This window comes from Promicromonospora sp. NPDC023987, assembly GCF_040639055.1.
GTDB lineage: Bacteria > Actinomycetota > Actinomycetes > Actinomycetales > Cellulomonadaceae > Promicromonospora.
Genome location: NZ_JBEZZF010000097.1, coordinates 1 through 14,940 on the forward strand (window position 1 = coordinate 1; position 14,940 = coordinate 14,940).

At 70.9% G+C, this 14,940-nt stretch carries 11 protein-coding genes; 8 read left to right on the forward strand and 3 right to left on the reverse strand.

The window, feature by feature from the left end:
- Positions 1–152 precede the first annotated feature (152 nt).
- Positions 153–3,122 (reverse strand): preprotein translocase subunit SecA, encoded by a 2,970-nt coding sequence (gene secA, locus AB0F40_RS25555; RefSeq protein ID WP_357474577.1) that lies wholly within the window; start codon positions 3,120–3,122, stop codon positions 153–155.
- Positions 3,123–3,465: 343 nt separating this feature from the next.
- Between secA and AB0F40_RS25560 the strand changes: the two genes are divergently transcribed.
- The 6 genes from AB0F40_RS25560 to mnhG are packed head-to-tail and all read left to right on the forward strand — an operon-like array spanning position 3,466 to position 9,952.
- A complete protein-coding gene (locus tag AB0F40_RS25560) occupies positions 3,466–6,468 on the forward strand; it encodes a Na+/H+ antiporter subunit A (protein WP_357474580.1) in 3,003 nt (1,000 codons plus the stop codon).
- Positions 6,465–6,980: a Na(+)/H(+) antiporter subunit C gene (locus AB0F40_RS25565; RefSeq protein WP_357474583.1), complete on the forward strand. Its 516-nt coding sequence runs from the start codon at positions 6,465–6,467 to the stop codon at positions 6,978–6,980. Before AB0F40_RS25560 ends, AB0F40_RS25565 begins: the two co-directional genes overlap by 4 nt.
- Entirely contained in the window at positions 6,977–8,644 is a 1,668-nt protein-coding gene (locus tag AB0F40_RS25570; protein WP_357474586.1) for a Na+/H+ antiporter subunit D, read from the forward strand. Before AB0F40_RS25565 ends, AB0F40_RS25570 begins: the two co-directional genes overlap by 4 nt.
- Entirely contained in the window at positions 8,641–9,255 is a 615-nt protein-coding gene (locus AB0F40_RS25575) for a Na+/H+ antiporter subunit E (protein WP_357474589.1), read from the forward strand. Before AB0F40_RS25570 ends, AB0F40_RS25575 begins: the two co-directional genes overlap by 4 nt.
- Positions 9,252–9,593 carry a monovalent cation/H+ antiporter complex subunit F gene (locus AB0F40_RS25580; RefSeq protein ID WP_357474592.1) on the forward strand — a complete coding sequence of 114 codons (342 nt, stop codon included), beginning with the start codon at positions 9,252–9,254 and terminating at the stop codon, positions 9,591–9,593. Before AB0F40_RS25575 ends, AB0F40_RS25580 begins: the two co-directional genes overlap by 4 nt.
- Complete coding sequence (mnhG, locus tag AB0F40_RS25585) at positions 9,590–9,952, forward strand: monovalent cation/H(+) antiporter subunit G (RefSeq protein WP_357474596.1); 363 nt, start codon at positions 9,590–9,592, stop codon at positions 9,950–9,952. Before AB0F40_RS25580 ends, mnhG begins: the two co-directional genes overlap by 4 nt.
- Positions 9,953–9,997: 45 nt before the next feature.
- On the opposite strand, the gene AB0F40_RS25590 is transcribed toward mnhG, so the two are convergent.
- Both AB0F40_RS25590 and AB0F40_RS25595 read right to left on the reverse strand, forming a co-directional pair.
- Positions 9,998–11,728, reverse strand: coding sequence for a cation:proton antiporter family protein (locus tag AB0F40_RS25590; RefSeq protein ID WP_357474599.1), 1,731 nt, complete (start codon positions 11,726–11,728; stop codon positions 9,998–10,000).
- A 25-nt stretch (positions 11,729–11,753) separates the two neighbouring features.
- Entirely contained in the window at positions 11,754–13,010 is a 1,257-nt protein-coding gene (locus tag AB0F40_RS25595) for a crosslink repair DNA glycosylase YcaQ family protein (protein WP_357474602.1), read from the reverse strand.
- A gap of 167 nt (positions 13,011–13,177) precedes the next feature.
- On the opposite strand from AB0F40_RS25595, the gene AB0F40_RS25600 reads away from it, so the two are divergent.
- A complete protein-coding gene (locus AB0F40_RS25600) occupies positions 13,178–13,948 on the forward strand; it encodes a ComF family protein (protein ID WP_357474605.1) in 771 nt (256 codons plus the stop codon).
- A gap of 240 nt (positions 13,949–14,188) precedes the next feature.
- Positions 14,189–14,863, forward strand: coding sequence for a ribosome-associated translation inhibitor RaiA (raiA, locus tag AB0F40_RS25605; RefSeq protein WP_357474608.1), 675 nt, complete (start codon positions 14,189–14,191; stop codon positions 14,861–14,863).
- Positions 14,864–14,940: the final 77 nt, after the last annotated feature.

Genomic DNA, 14,940 nt, shown 5'->3' on the forward strand with positions numbered 1-14,940 from the left:
ACCGCGAGGGCTTGGGCCTGTTATACCCTCAGTAATCCGCCGATGCACCTCTGCGGTTCTATCTCGCCACAGTTCTACTTCCTCGCCACAGTTCTACTTCGCCAGAGTTCTATCTCGCCCTGGTTCTACCTCGGCGAGGAGCGGGCGAGCGGTCAGGCCTCGTTCTCTCCGTGGCAGACCTTGTACTTCTTGCCCGAGCCGCACGGGCACTGCGCGTTGCGCGGCGTGCCGGGGAAGGTGCGGCCGTCGCTCGTGGCGGAGGTCGCCTCGCCGTGCAGCGCCGCCCGACGGCGAGCGCCGTCCGACGACTGCATGAACGCCGAGCCCGAGCCGTCCTCGCTCGGTGCCGAGTACGTCAGCGGCTGCTGCCGGTTCGGCGCGTCGAGGCCCTTCGCGAGCAGGATCGGCTCCGTCGCGGCACCGGCCGCGCGGCGCTGCCGCGGTGCGGGCGGCTGACCCTGTCCCTGAGCCGCCGGCGGGACCACCGGCAGCTGCGTCGTGGGCGGGGCGTCCGGCTGGCCGGTACCCAGGCGGCCACGCGGCGGCACCGGTCCAGCAGCCGGCAGCTCCGAGCCGCCGTCACCGGCCTGCTCGGCGCCCGGCTGCTGCACGGTGACCTCGAGGTTGAACAGGAACCCGACCGACTCCTCCTTGATGGCGTCGGTCATGGCCTGGAACAGCTGGAAGCCCTCACGCTGGTACTCGACCAGCGGGTCACGCTGGGCCATGGCCCGCAGCCCGATGCCCTCCTTGAGGTAGTCCATCTCGTAGAGGTGCTCCCGCCACTTGCGGTCCAGCACCGACAGCACCACGCGGCGCTCGAGCTGGCGCATGGCCGGGGACGTCAGCTCGTCCTCACGCGCCTGGTACGCCACCCGCGCGTCGGACAGGATCTCCTCCAGCAGCAGCTCGCCCGTGAGCCGGTCGGCACCGCCTGCCTCCTCCGCGACCTCCTCCGGCGTCAGCGACACCGGGTACACGGCCTTGAGCGCCGTCCACAGGGCGTCCAGGTCCCACTGCTCCGAGGTGCCGCCGGCCGTCGCGTTGGTCACGTAGTCGGTGATGGTGTCGGTGAGGAAGTGCTGGATCTGCTCGTGCATGTCTTCGCCCTCGAGCACCCGGAGGCGCTCGGCGTAGATGACCGTGCGCTGCCGGGACAGCACGTCGTCGTACTTCAGCACGTTCTTGCGGATCTCGAAGTTGCGCGACTCCACCTGGCCCTGCGCCGACATGATGCCGCGCGTGACCATCTTGGACTCCAGCGGCATGTCGTCCGGGAACCCCGCGCGGTTCATCATCGACTCGGCGAGGCCGGAGTTGAACAGACGCATCAGGTCGTCCTGCATGGACAGGTAGAACCGGGACTCGCCCGGGTCGCCCTGACGGCCGGAACGGCCTCGCAGCTGGTTGTCGATCCGGCGGGACTCGTGACGCTCCGTACCGAGCACGTAGAGGCCGCCGGCCTCCGTGACCTCGTCGTGCTCGGTCGCGACGCGGTCCTTCGCCTTCTCCAGCGCCTGCGGCCAGGCCGCCTCGTACTCGTCGGGCGTCTCGACCGGGTCGAGCCCGCGCTCGGCGAGCTCGGCGACCGCGAGGTACTCGGCGTTGCCGCCGAGCATGATGTCGGTACCGCGGCCGGCCATGTTCGTGGCGACCGTGACGGCGCCCTTACGGCCCGCCATCGCGACGACGGCGGCCTCACGCTCGTGCTCCTTCGCGTTCAGCACGTTGTGCGGCACGCCGGCCTTCTTGAGCTTCGAGCTCAGGAGCTCCGACTTCTCGACGCTGGTGGTACCCACGAGAACCGGCTGGCCGTAGGCGTGCCGCTCCACGATGTCCGCGACCACCGCGTTGAACTTGCCGTCCTCGTTCTTGTAGACGAGGTCCGGCTGGTCGATGCGCTGCGGGTCCTTGTTCGTCGGGATCGGGACGACGCCGAGCGTGTACGTGCTCTGGAACTCGGCGGCCTCGGTCTCGGCCGTACCGGTCATCCCGGCGAGCTTGCTGTACTGGCGGAAGTAGTTCTGGAGGGTGATCGTGGCGAGCGTCTGGTTCTCCGCCTTGATCTCCACCCCCTCCTTGGCCTCGATCGCCTGGTGCATGCCCTCGTTGTAGCGGCGGCCCGCGAGGATCCGGCCCGTGTGCTCGTCGACGATCATGACCTCGCCGTTCAGCACGACGTAGTCCTTGTCGCGCTTGAACAGCTCCTTCGCCTTGATCGCGTTGTTGAGGAACCCGATCAGCGGCGTGTTCAGCGACTCGTAGAGGTTGTCGATGCCGAGGTAGTCCTCGATCTTCGCGATGCCCGGCTCGAGCACGCCGACGGTGCGCTTCTTCTCGTCGACCTCGTAGTCGGCGGCCGTGTCGGCGTCGCCCGTCTTGGCCCTCAGCCGCCGCACGACCTTCGCGAACTCGTTGTACCAACGGTTCGCGTCGCCCGCCGCCGGCCCGGAGATGATGAGCGGCGTCCGCGCCTCGTCGATGAGGATCGAGTCGACCTCGTCGACGATGGCGAAGTTGTGCCCGCGCTGCACCAGGTCGTCGGTGGACCAGGCCATGTTGTCGCGCAGGTAGTCGAAGCCGAACTCGTTGTTCGTGCCGTACGTGATGTCCGCCGCGTACATCTCGCGGCGCTGCGCCGGCGTCTGGCCCGACAGGATCACGCCGGTGGTCATGCCCATGAACCGGAAGACGCGGCCCATCAGGTCACCCTGGTACTTGGCCAGGTAGTCGTTGGTGGTGATCACGTGGACGCCGTCGCCCGCCAGCCCGTTGAGGTACGCGGCGGTCGTCGCCACCAGCGTCTTGCCCTCACCGGTACGCATCTCGGCGATGTTGCCGAGGTGCAGTGCCGCACCACCCATGATCTGGACGTCGAAGTGTCGCTGGCCGAGCGTGCGGCGGGCCGCCTCGCGGATCGCCGCGAACGCCTCCGGCATGAGCTCGTCCAGGCTGGCGCCGTGCTCCAGCCGTTCCCGGAAACGTGCGGTCTCCTCACGCAGCTCGGTGTCGCTCAGCTCGACGAAGCTGGGCTCCAAGCGGTTGACCTGCTCAGCCACAGAGTGCAGCTTCTTCAGGACACGTCCTTCGCCTATGCGCAGGACCTTGTCGAGGATGGACACGCGGGTTCTCCCAGGTCGTCGTCAAGTTTCGCCGTCGTCCATCGTAGGCCGTAAACCCGGGCTCGTGGCCCAATGAACGACTGCGGATCGGCAGGTTCGCTCCAGGGGTAACGAACACGGGCGCTCACAGGTTCCTGTGCACGCCCACCGCGCTCCTGCGGATAAAGTGGCAGTCATCGCCCACCCGCCCGCGCTCGCGCGGTAGCCGGCCCGTACTCGTCCCGGGTTCCCACCCGGCGCACCAGGCACGACGCCGTCTGTCCACGAGCCCCGACAGGACGGCACGGACGTGCTCCCGGTACTACTTGCCCATGGGGTCCTGGCTCTGGCCGCCCCAGCTCTCGTGAAATCGCTGGGCCGGCGCGCCTTCTGGGTGCTCGCCCTCGGCCCGGCAGGGGCGACGATCTACGCCCTGTCGCAGACGGCGGCCGTCCTGGACGGCCGCCCGCCCGCGGAACACCTGCCCTGGATCCCCGCGCTGGGCTTCGCCATCGACCTCCGGCTCGACCCGCTGTCCTGGGTCATGCTGCTCGTGGTCGGGGCCGTCGGCACCCTGGTGCTGCTCTACTGCAGCGCGTACTTCGCCCATGACGCGCGCGGTCTCGGCCGTTTCGGCGGCTACCTCGTGGCGTTCGCCGGAGTCATGACCGGCCTGGTCATCGCGGACGACCTGATCCTGCTGGTCGTCTTCTGGGAGCTCACCTCGGTGTTCTCCTACCTCCTGATCGGCCACTACTCCCACCGCACCTCGTCCCGCCGCGCCGCCATGCAGGCGCTCCTGGTGACCACGGCAGGCGGCCTGGCGATGCTGGTCGGCGTGGTCGTGCTCGGTGTGACCGCAGGCACCTGGAGCCTCTCGGAGGTGATCGCCGACCCACCGTCCGGCACCGCGGTCACCGTGGCCGTGGTCTGCCTGCTGGCCGGCGCCGCCACCAAGTCCGCGCTCGTGCCGACGCACTTCTGGCTGCCCGCCGCGATGGCGGCCCCCACACCCGTCTCCGCCTACCTGCACGCCGCCGCCATGGTGAAAGCAGGCATCTACCTGATCGCGCGGTTCGCACCCGCATTCTCGGACCTCGCCGCCTGGCGCACGGTGGTGCTCGTGCTCGGCAGCGCGACGCTCCTGCTCGGGGGCTATCGCGCACTGCGCCAGCACGACCTCAAGCTCGTCCTCGCGTTCGGCACGGTCTCCCAGCTCGGGCTGCTCACGCTGCTGCTCGGCTACGGGACCCGGGCGACGGCGCTGGCCGGCCTGGCCCTGCTGGGCGCCCACGCCATGTTCAAGGCGTCGCTGTTCCTCGTGGTCGGCGTCATCGACGCGGCGACCGGTACCCGTGACCTGCGCCGGCTCGCCGGCGTCGGACGTCGGCTGCCGGTCACGGCCCTGGCAGCCACGCTCGCGACGGCGTCGATGATCGGCCTGCCGCCGTTCGCCGGCTACGTCGCCAAGGAGGCAGCGCTCGCGGCCTGGTCGCACGACGGCGATCTGCTGGGCAAGATCATGATCTGCGTCGTCGCGGTCGGGTCCGCGCTCACCGTCGCGTACGGGCTCCGGTTCCTCTGGGGCGCCTTCAAGCCCCGCCTGCGATCCCTGCCGGACCGGGAGAGCCTCCCGAAAGGTGCCGGTGGCGACGCCCGGAAAGAGACTGGAGCCGCGCCCGACGAGCCGCCCGCCACGCTGGACGCCGCCCCCGCGACCGTGCACCCCCAGCCGTTCTGGATGGTCGCGCCGCCGCTCACCCTCGCCCTGCTCGGCCTCGCCGTCGCACTCGTACCGCAGGTCGGCCAGAAGCTGCTCGGCCCGTACGCGAACACCTACCCGAGCGGCGACCCGGGGCACCTCACCCTCTGGGAGGGATTCACCCCGGTCCTCGCGGTGACCGCCGCGATCCTCCTCCTCGGTGCACTCGCCTTCTGGCAGCGCGATCGCCTGGAGCGCGTACAGGACGCGCTGTGGTTCCCCGACGGCGCCGACGTGGTCTACCGGCGGCTCATGCGGAAGCTGGACCGGCTCGCCGCCGACGTCACCGCGGGTACCCAGCGCGGCTCCCTGCCGCTGTACCTCGGCATGATCCTCGTCGTGCTCGCCGTCGGCCCCGGGTTCGCGCTGGCGGCCGGCCTGGTCGGACAGCCCGCCGGTGGAGGCCTCCCCGTCGCCGCCGGCGCCGTCGGACGCGACGGCGTCCTCCACCTCGGGCCGTTCGCCCTGGTGCCGTGGGACCGCCCCGCCCAGCTCGTCATCGTCCTGGTGGTCGTGGTGGCCGCCGTCCTGACGGCCCGCGCGCGGCGGCGGCTGAAGGCAGTGTTCCTCGCTGGCGTGGCCGGGTACGGCAACGCCGCCCTGTTCCTGCTGCACGGCGCACCGGACCTCGCACTGACCCAGGTGCTGTGCGAGACGCTGACCCTGGTGGTGATGGTGCTGGTGCTCCGGCGCCTGCCGCCGTACTTCTCCGACCGGCCCCTGGCGGCGAGCCGCTGGGTACGGCTCGCCATCGGTGTGCTCACCGGGCTGGTCGTCATGCTGTTCGTGGCGGCGGCGCCGCTCGTCCGGGTGCACCTGCCGGTATCCGTGGACTTCGCGGAGGAGGCGGAGGCGTTCGGCGGCGGGCACAACATCGTCAACGTCACGCTCGTCGACATCCGCGCCTGGGACACCGTGGGCGAGATCTCGGTGCTCCTGGTGGCCGCCACCGGCGTCGCGTCGCTCGTCTTCCTGCGCCAGCGCAGCGGCGACGTCCTCCGCATGGACCCGGCAGACGGGGACCGGTCCTCCGAGCAGGCCGCGACCGCCGGCTCCCGACAGGTCCGGCAGGGCACCTGGCTGGTCGCCGGGCCGACGCTCGACCCCGACCAGCGGTCCGTGCTGTTCGAGGTGCTCACCCGCGTGCTGTTCTACCCGATGATCCTGTTCGCCCTGTTCCTGCTGTTCAGCGGGCACAACGCACCGGGTGGCGGGTTCGCGGCCGGCCTCGTCGCAGGTCTGGCGCTCGCCGTCCGCTACCTGGCCGGTGGCCGGTACGAGCTGGGTGAGGCAGCGCCGGTGCACCCGGGCCTCGTCCTCGGGACCGGGCTGTTCCTGTCGGCCGGTGTCGGGCTCGTCGCGCTGCTCGCCGGCCAGGCGGCGCTCGAGAGCACGATCCTCCATCTGTACGTGCCGGTGCTGGGTGAGATCCACCTCGTCACCAGCCTCTTCTTCGACATCGGAGTGTTCCTCGTGGTCATCGGCCTGGTCATCGACATCCTGCGTACCTTCGGCGCGGAGCTGGACCGGCAGGCCGAGCCGTTCGCCCAGGCCGTCGGCTCGCACGGACGCGCGGGACGCCACGCCGGAGGTGAGCGCGCATGATCGTGCTGGACACCGTGCCCTCCGGCGCCCTGCTCCTCGCGGTGGGCGTGCTGTTCGGCGCGGGTGTCTACCTGCTGCTGGAGCGGTCGCTCACCCGGGTGCTGCTCGGCTTCGTGCTGCTGGGCAACGGCGCCAACCTGGCGATCCTCGTGGCGGGCGGACGGGCGGGCGCGCCGCCGATCACCCATTCCGGTCCCGAGACGGAACCGATGAGCGACCCCCTGGCGCAGGCCATGATCCTGACGTCCATCGTGATCACGCTCGCCCTGGTCGCGTTCGTGCTGGCCATGGCATATCGCTCCTGGCAGCTGCACGGCCACGACGAGGTGCAGGACGACCTGGAGGACACCCGCATCGCGCGGCTCGCTGTCGCGGACGTGCCGTCGTACGCCGACAGCGACTCGGAGGAGTCAGGCTCCACCCTCGCCGAGGAAGCGGCGACGGCACGGGACGAGGTAGCTCTCCCGGACCCGAGCGTCGATCTGCCGACCCGGGGGCGGGACGGCTCATGAACCTGTGGACCATCCAGACCCTCGTGCCGCTGCCGGTGCTGGTGCCGCTGTTCGCAGCCGGCCTCGCGCTGGCCCTGCACCGGTACGAGCGGGTCCAGCGCATCATCTCCGTCGTCGCCCTGTCCGTGGCGGTCGCGGCCGCAGCCGGCCTCGTGGTCGCGGCGAACGACGGGCCAGTGGTTGTCGACCTCGGCGGCTGGGCCGCACCGGTCGGGGTCAACCTGGTGGCCGACCCGCTGGCCGCGATCATGCTGCTCGTCAGCAGCATCATGCTGCTCTGCGTGCTGCTGTACTCGATGGCACAGGGCATCGCCGACAGCAACGAGCGCACGGCACCGACGACGAAGAACGCGAAGCTCCTGCGTGAGGCGCTGGAGGCGCAGGACCCGGATGCCGACGAGTCGGGGCGCCGCGACGCCCTGCCCGTCGCGATCTTCCACCCGACGTACCTGATCCTGGCCGCAGGGGTGGCGGACGCCTTCCTCGCCGGTGACCTCTTCAACCTCTACGTCGGGTTCGAGATCCTGCTGGCCGCCTCGTACGTGCTGCTCACGCTCGGCGGCACCAGCGAACGTATCCGGGCGGGCAGCGTCTATGTGGTCGTCGCGCTGCTCAGCTCGATCGTGTTCCTGCTGGCCGTCGGCCTGGTCTACGCCGCGACGGGCACCGTGAACATGGCCCAGCTCGCCGAGCGCCTGCCCGACATCGATCCCGGCGTGCGGCTGGGGATCCAGGCCCTCCTGCTGCTCGCCTTCGGGATCAAGGCGGCCATCTTCCCGCTCTCCGCGTGGCTCCCCGACTCGTACCCGACGGCGCCCGCGCCGGTCACCGCCGTGTTCGCGGGCCTGCTCACCAAGGTCGGCGTCTACGCCATCCTGCGTACCCAGACCCTCCTCTTCCCGTCGAACGAGAAGCTGGAGGCGGTCCTGCTCGTGCTGGCCCTCGCCACGATGCTCGTCGGGATCCTGGGTGCGGTGGCGCAGGACGACGTGAAACGTCTGCTGTCCTTCACCCTGGTGAGCCATATCGGCTACATGATCTTCGGGGTCGCGCTCGCCACCCAGGCGAGCACGGCGGCCGCCATCTTCTACGTGGTGCACCACATCACCGTGCAGACTGCCCTGTTCCTGGTCGTCGGCCTGATCGAGCGCCGCAGCGGCACCACGTCGCTCGACCGGCTGGGCGGTCTCGCACGGCTGGCCCCCGGCCTGGCGATCCTGTTCTTCGTCCCCGCGATGAACCTCGCGGGCATCCCGCCGCTGTCGGGGTTCCTCGGCAAGGTGGGGCTGCTCGAGGCCGGCGTGTTCGACGGCTCCGCGCTCGCCTGGGTGCTCGTCGCCGGTTCGGTGGTCACCTCCCTCCTGACCCTGTACGCGGTGATCCGGGCCTGGAACAAGGCGTTCTGGCAGGCCTCCACCGACAAGGAGCCCCTGCCGGAGCAGGCCCCGCTGCCCTGGGGCATGGTCGGCCCGACGGCGGCGCTGGTCGCCGTCGGCGTGAGCCTCACCGTGGTGGCGGGTCCGCTCTACGACTACGCCGAGCGGGCAGCCGCCACCGTCATGGACGGGCACACCTATATCGAGGCGGTGTTCCCCGACGGGGCGCCCCGTGGCACGGGCGAGTCCAACGACGTCACGGACGAGGCCCAGGAGGACCAGCCATGACCGATACCGACGACGCCGAGCGCCCGTGGCGCCGTCGGGCCCGGCGGCTCACCAGGCTGTGGCCGACGATGGCTGTGGGCGCCGTGATCTGGGTGCTGCTGTGGGGCGACCTGTCCTGGGCGAACGTGCTGTCCGGCATGGCGCTCGGAGCGCTCGTCGCCGTGGCGTTCCCGTTGCCGCCGTTCGGCACGGCCGCGACCCTGCGGCCGGGCCGGCTGCTGCGCCTGGCCGGCCGGTTCGTCTCGGACCTCGTGCTCGCGTCGTTCCAGGTGGCGTGGTCCGCGGTGACGCCGGGGCTCACCCCGGCGGGCGGACTGGTGTCCGTGCAGCTCAGGACCCGGTCCGACCTGTTCATCGCCACGACCGCCGGGCTGTCGTCCATGGTGCCGGGCACCCTCGTCATCGACCACGACCAGCCCAGCGGGACCTTGCGGCTGCACGTGCTCGACCTCGACGGATCGGGCGGCGACGACGCCGTGCGGGAGTCGACACTGGCCCTGGAGGCGCGGGTCCTGCGCGCCTTCGCATCTCACGACGAGCTGGTCCGGGTCGGCCTGGCCGATCCGTTCGGCCGGCCCGCACCCACGCCGGGCAAGGAGGTACAGCGATGATGATCGCCGTCGGGGTGGTGGCGACCGTGCTCCTCGCCGTGGGGGCGCTGCTCGCCGTGGTCCGGATGGAGCGCGGGCCGTCGATGCTGGACCGCACGGTGGCCTTCGACGTGCTGACCACTGCGCTCGTCGGCGCCATCGCCGTCGAGGCGGCGCTGTCCCGGCGCACGGAGTCGGTGCCCATCCTCGTGGTGCTCTCGATGGTCGGTTTCATCGGGTCGGTGACGGTCGCCCGCTTCGCCGCCGTCGAACCGCCCAAGCGGGAGCAGCCCGACGACGGAGGGTCGGCGGAGCCGGCCCCGACCGACCACGACGACGTCCGGAGGGATACGCCATGACCGTCGTGACCGACGTGGCCGCAGGCATCTGCCTGCTGCTCGGAGCCTTCTTCTCGTTCTCGGCCGGCGTCGGCGTGGTGCGCTTCGACAACCTGCTCTCGCGGATGCACGTCGTGGCCAAGCCACAGGTGCTCGGGATGCTGCTGCTCCTCGCCGGTGTGGCACTCCGCCTGCTGGACTGGACGTCGGCGACCATGCTCCTGCTGGTCGCGGTCTTCCAGCTCCTGACGACTCCCGTCGGGGCGCACATGGTGGGCCGCGCAGGCCTGCGCACCGGGAACGTCGCCCCCGTGCTCCGCCAGGCCGAGGGCGACCAGCCCGTGGATCCGCTCGAGCCGAAGCCGGACGCGGACAGCTGAGGTCCGGTCGGCCTGGGTTACCGGGCCGAGGTCAGCGAGCCGAGATCAGTGCGGTCCTGAGCCGATGACCGGCTCGGTCGCTGGCTCCGACGAGACGTCGGGTCCCTCGTCCAGGCCCCCGTCCGGCCTCGCGCCCCGACCCTGGTCGGGGCGTGCGCTCCGCCGCGCCTGCGCGTCGCGCATCCGCTCGGCGGCGGCGTAGCCGAGCGCCGCCTCGGCCGCCTCGTCGGCCAGCGCCAGGCCCGCCGTGCCGTACAGGTGGAACACGGCATCGGCACCGTGCCGCTCGAGCTCGGCCACGTCGTCGTCGTACCGCGCGACGGCGGCGACCGTGCCGTCGAAACCGCTCGCGCGCAGCTGGGACAGCGCGATGAGGTTCGCCGCGTGGAAGGGCATGGCGAGGATCGCCAGCTTGACGGCTCCGGCGCTGCGCACCCGGCCCCAGAACTCGATGTCCGTGGCATCGGCCTGCACCACGGTGAAGCCTTCGTTCCGCAGGGTGATGACGCGCGCCGGGTCGTGCTCGACACCCATGGCGGCCATGCCGTAGTCGTCGCACAGCTGACGGACGGCGCCCCTGCCGACCCTGCCCATGCCGAGCACGATCGCCTCCGCGCCGGACACGTCGATGAGCTGTTCCTCAGGGTGCAGCCACTCGTTGGGCTTGGACGGGAAGCGCTTGGCGAGCCGGATCGCGAACTCGTTGCCGCGGGTGTTGACGGCCGAGGACAGCACGAAGCTGCCGGCGACGGCGACAGCGAGGACCACGAGCCACTCGTCGTGCAGCATGCCGGCCTGCGAGCCGACGGCGACCACGATCAGACCGAACTCCGAGTAGTTGGTCAGCACGAGGCCGGTGAGGATCGCCGTGCGCTTGCGCAACCGCGTCAGACGCAGCAGGACCGCCGTCGCGACTGCCTGGAACGGCAGCATGAGCAGCAGCAGGACCCCGATCGCCGCGGCCTGCCAGGTCAGCTGGCCCGAGAACCCGATGGAGACGAAGAAACCGACGAGCAGCAGTTCCTTGAGGGTGAACAGGTTGCGCGACAGCTCCGTGGCGGCCGGGTGACCGGCCAGGAGCATGCCGAGGACGAGCGCGCCGAGATCGCCTTTGAGCCCGACGGCGTCGAACAGCGCGTAGCCAGGACCGAGCGCGACCGCCACGCCGAACAGCGCCTGCAGCTCGCCGTGGCCCACCTTCGACCACACCCTGCGCAGCACCCAGGCGCCGGGGATCAGCAGCACGAGGGCAAATGCCCACAGGCTCGGCGGATGGTCGGAGGACACGGACAGGAAGACGACGGCGATCAGGTCCTGCATGACCAGTACGCCGATGGCGATCCGGCCGTAGAGGGCGGACTGGTCGGAGCGCCCGTCGAGCACCTTGACCACGAACACCGTCGAGGAGAACGACAGGGCGAGCCCGAGGAACGCGAGAACCCCCAGCCCCTCGCCCGCGAGCATCGAGAACCCGATCACGCCGAGCAGGCCGAGAAAACCGATGGCTATCGCGATGCTGACCAGGAGGTGTGCCACGGTGGTGAGCCACACGTCCTTGCGCAGCAGGGTCTTGACGTCGAGCTTGAGGCCGATGCCGAACAGCAGCAGCGTCACGCCCAGGTCGGCGACCGTCTCCAGGTAGTCCGGCTCGGCGACGCCCGCCCCGTGCAAGGCGAATCCGGCCACCAGAAATCCCACCAGGGGCGGTAGCCGGAGCAGCACCGCACCTAGTCCGGCCGCAACTGTTACGGCCAGGAAGATCGCAGCGGTGGCCATGCCATGAGTTTAGTCGCCGCGTGTTTCAGGGATTGACCGTCGCGGCACGCAGAGCGGGTGAAAGGGTGCCCTTGCTCTCGACCACCACCCGCTCCAGCCCCAGCCACCGCGCCATCGCGCCGAGCTCTGCCGCCAGGCGCGCCGGCGTCTCCTCGGTCAGCGCCGGCTCGGAGTGCGCGGACTGCACCCGCAGGACCCCCGCTGCGCGGTCCGCCTTGAGGTCTACCCGGGCCGTGAGCTGCTCGTCCTCGAGGAACGGCAGCACGTAGTACCCGTCGACGCGCTGGGCGGCCGGCGTGTAGATGCCGATCCGGTACCGCATCCCGAAGAGGCGTTCGAGCCGCTTGCGCTCCCACACCAGCGGGTCGAACGGCGCGAGCAGCGCCTGCCCGGTGGCCCGCCGCGGGCGGACGGCGTCGCGGTGCAGGAGCCACTGCTCGGACCCGCCGGCGACGCGGACGGGCAGCAGCACCCCGTCCTCGACGAGACCGGCCAGGGCCTGGTCCGCCACGGGACCCCTGAGCCGGTAGTAGTCCTTGATGCAGCGCGCCACGCCGATGCCGTGGGCCCGAGCGCCCAGCTCCAGCAGGGCCCGTTTGGCCTCGGCCTCGGGCACCTCCCCGAGGGCCGACGGCGGCAGCACGCGCTCCGGCAGGTCGTACAACCGCTCGAACTGCGCGTTCCGCCCCGCCGAGACCACCTCGCCCGTGAAGAACAGGTGCTCGACGACGCGCTTCTCCGTGCTCCAGTCCCACCAGGTGCCCCGCTTGCGGCGCACCGACCGCCCCTCGGAGACGAACCGGTCGTGGATCTGGGACGCCGACAGCGGCCCCTCTGCCGCGACCAGGTCGCGCACCTCGGCGACCTGCGGGGCGTCGGGCAGCCGCACACCGTCCAGCTCACGCCAGTCGTACTCCTGCGCGAACCACCGCCGTCGGAAAGCCAGCAGCGGCCACACGTGCGGTGGCACGTAGGCGGCCACGTGCGCCCAGCTCTCCACGAGCCGTCGGTCGGCGACGACTGCCTTGCCCCCTCGCCGGGCGAACCTGCCCGACGCCGTGGCCCGGTCCAGCAGGTCGGTGTCGTACGGGCCGAGGCGCGAGAACAGGGGCAGCAGATGCGCTCGGGCGAGGACGTTGACCGAGTCGATCTGGAGCAGGCCCAGCCGGTCGATCACGCCCTGCACGTGTCGCATGGTGCGCGGCCCGTCGGTGCGCGGGCGGTTCAGGCCCTGCGCCGCGACAGCGATCCGGCGTGCCTGGCCAAGAGAGATCGATTCCACACCCCCATGCTGCCCGCCCTCACTGACACTCCCGCCCACGCCGTCGTTGAGTGTTGGGTATTTGCGCCTCCCCGGCCGTCTGAGGCGCAAATATCCAACACTCAACGGGGCGGGGGGTGGGGTGTGGATGAGTGGCCGGCCGGTCGGGGTTCGGGGAGGGTGGTCGGGTGCATCCCGTCCGCTCGCTCGCCCGCCTGCTGCTGCCCGTCGCCTGCCCGTGCGGCGAGCTCGACGTGCGGTGGTGCGCGCGGTGTGCGGCCCTCCTGGCCGGGTCACCCGTCCGGGTCGAACGCGACGCGCCCCGGCTGGACCGGCTCGACGGGGTCCCACCCGTGCCGGTGTGGGCGCTGGCGCCGTACGCCGGGCCGGTGCGGGACGTCGTCGTGCACTGGAAGGACCGCGGGCGGGCCGACCTGGACCGGCTCCTCGCGCCCGCACTCCGCGGCGCAGCGGCCCAGCTCGGTCCCGTGCTCTCCCCCGCGCTCGGCGGTGCGCCGGTCGCCGTCGTGCCCGTGCCGTCGACCGCCGCGGCCCGGCGGGCCCGGAGCCGCGACCCCGTGTCCGTCCTGGCCCGGACCGTGGCCGGCGGCCTGCACGACGCCGGGGTCCGCGCCCGCGTCGTGCCCGCCCTCGCCCGGCGCAGCTCCGGGCGGGACCAGGTGGGCCTCGGCGCCCGTGCCCGCGGCCGCAATCTCGCGGGTGCCGTCCGCATGACGAGACATGGAAGCCGGACGCTCGGACAAAGATCCGCCTGCATTCTTGTGGACGATGTCCTGACCACCGGTGCCACCCTGGCCGCCGTCGAGCGTGCCCTCGAACAGGACGGCCACGATGTGCTGGGCGCAACGGTGCTGGCAGCGACGCCGTCCCCGGCGGCGGCCTCCGATCCGGTCGGGCGCCCGCTGTCCGCCGTCGGCGAAATACTGGTCAAAACCTGAAAGTCCGACCGATCTCTGTCACCTTGTTCACTATCCGTTGGGACTGTCGTTACCCAGGCGACGGAGTTAGCCTGAACGTTCCACGCAGGATCCGAGCCCCGACGATGCGGTCGAGGCGTACGCGACGGGAGGTGGTTCGTGCCCGGCACCGATTGCAGGGGGTGCCATAACGAGTAGGACGGGCGCACGCCGCCGGCAAGGGACGGCGTGGCCCAGAGTTCCCGGAGCGGAGATACGCACATGGAAATTGTCGTTGTCGGCAGGCACACGGACGTGGCGGACCGGTTCCGCCAGCACGTCGAGGAGAAGCTCGCCAAGGTCGAGCTGCTGTCTCCCTACGTACGTCGGGTGGATGTGGAAGTCACGCACGAGAACAACCCGCGACTCTCCGAGAATCGTGAACGAGTAGAGCTCACACTGCGCGCGAAGGGTCCGGTGATCCGCGCGGAGGCCGCAGCGGACGACCGCTTCGGCGCCCTGGACCTCGCAATCGACAAGCTGAACGAGCGCCTGCGCCGCGCCCGGGACCGGCGCAAGGACCACCGGAACAACAAGGTGCTCCCGCCCGTGGATGTCCGCCCTCTGGACGAGATCCTGAACTCCGACAGTGATGCGTCCGGCAACGCGCCGGAGCCGCAGATCTCGACCCCTGCGGCACTGTCCGCACCGGGCGACTCCGTGGAGACCACCATCGGCGACTCCCCCGTGGTGATCCGGCAGAAGCTCCACCACGCGGACCCGATGACCCTCGACGACGCCGTCTACGAGATGGAGATGGTGGGCCACGACTTCTACCTGTTCATCGACAAGGAGACGTCGCGTCCGTCGGTGCTGTACAAGCGCAAGGGCTGGTCGTTCGGAGTGATCCAGCTCGACAACACCTGCGGTTCTGCGCCGGTCACCGACCTGACGTGACCTGACCGGGCCGGGGTTCGAGCCCGTCGGTCGAGCTTGTCGGGACGCGGTCTCGACAAGCTCGACCCCCGAGACAG